The following is a 986-nucleotide window of genomic DNA, read 5'->3' as shown; positions in this document are numbered from 1 at the left end:
TTTATCAAGCAGAATAACTTGCATTACCTTATCCTCTCAAAGTCGTATTAATGGACCGTGACCGATTACTGATGACGATCAGTGTACGGCAGCAGGGACAGGTAGCGAGCGCGTTTGATAGCGCGTGCCAGCTGACGCTGATATTTTGCACGGGTACCGGTGATACGGCTCGGGACAATCTTACCGCTTTCGGTGATGTAGTTTTTCAGCGTAGCGATATCTTTATAGTCGATCTCTTGAACGCCTTCCGCGGTGAAACGGCAGAACTTGCGACGACGGAAATAACGTGCCATATGGCTAGTCTCCAGAATCTATCAATTCAATCTGCTCGGCATGCAGAACCATTTTGCTCAAGCCGTTCTTTGCCTTGTGGCAAGAGATGAACCCTCGAACGATTACTGCGCTACCGACCGTTATACTGTGAGTAATGGCCTGGTTCTGGTGTCCGCTAATTATCACGGGCATCTGGCACCATGCCTGCCGGTGAAAACCGGCTTCCTCCTGCACTGAACGATGCTCAAGCACGAACTGGCAGTGTGGAATTCCTGACGGGCTGACCTTACGAAGTGGAGTCCTGCATACAATGCCGGACAGCTCCAGACGGTTGGTCATCAGGATTACTCTTCAGAATCCCCAGCTTCAGAATCATCTGCGGTTTCGTTGGCGAAATCTTCGCGACGCTCACGGCGCTCGTCTTTCGCTTTNCTTCCGCGGTGAAACGGCAGAACTTGCGACGACGGAAATAACGTGCCATATGGCTAGTCTCCAGAATCTATCAATTCAATCTGCTCGGCATGCAGAACCATTTTGCTCAAGCCGTTCTTTGCCTTATGGCAAGAGATGAACCCTCGAACGGTTACTGCGCTACCGACCGTTATACTGTGAGTAATGGCCTGGTTCTCATGACCGCTAATAATAACGGGCATCTGACACCATGCCTGCCGGTGAAAACCGGCTTCCTCCTGCACTGAACGATGCTCAAGCAC

Annotated in this window: 3 protein-coding genes and 1 pseudogene; all 4 read right to left on the bottom strand. The window is 51.0% G+C overall.

The genetic code is table 11. From position 1 onward, the window contains the following. Positions 1 to 65 precede the first annotated feature (65 nt). Positions 66 to 293, bottom strand: a complete 228-nt coding sequence (gene rpsR / locus FQK12_RS25290) for a 30S ribosomal protein S18 (RefSeq protein WP_000135199.1) — start codon at positions 291 to 293, stop codon at positions 66 to 68. Between the two features lie 4 nt (positions 294 to 297). Next, positions 298 to 612, bottom strand: coding sequence for a primosomal replication protein N (priB, locus tag FQK12_RS25285; RefSeq protein WP_004098002.1), 315 nt, complete (start codon positions 610 to 612; stop codon positions 298 to 300). A 5-nt stretch (positions 613 to 617) separates the two neighbouring features. Then, a pseudogene (gene rpsF, locus FQK12_RS25280) lies at positions 618 to 704 on the bottom strand (30S ribosomal protein S6); the annotation flags it as partial. A 54-nt stretch (positions 705 to 758) separates the two neighbouring features. Beyond that, the coding region (gene priB / locus FQK12_RS27380; protein ID WP_186711219.1) for a primosomal replication protein N at positions 759 to 986 on the bottom strand (228 nt) is incomplete at its 5' end.

The sequence above is a fragment of the Klebsiella sp. ME-303 genome (assembly GCF_007910085.1).
Classification (GTDB): domain Bacteria; phylum Pseudomonadota; class Gammaproteobacteria; order Enterobacterales; family Enterobacteriaceae; genus Klebsiella; species Klebsiella michiganensis.
The sequence above is the reverse complement of the archived record's forward strand: the minus strand, read 5'-3'. Positions and strand labels throughout refer to the sequence as shown.

Bases quoted from the DNA above. Each gene is read 5' to 3' on its own strand.
- priB (WP_004098002.1), bottom strand. From the start codon at position 612: ATGACCAACCGTCTGGAGCTGTCCGGCATTGTATGCAGGACTCCACTT.
- rpsR (WP_000135199.1), bottom strand. From the start codon at position 293: ATGGCACGTTATTTCCGTCGTCGCAAGTTCTGCCGTTTCACCGCGGAA.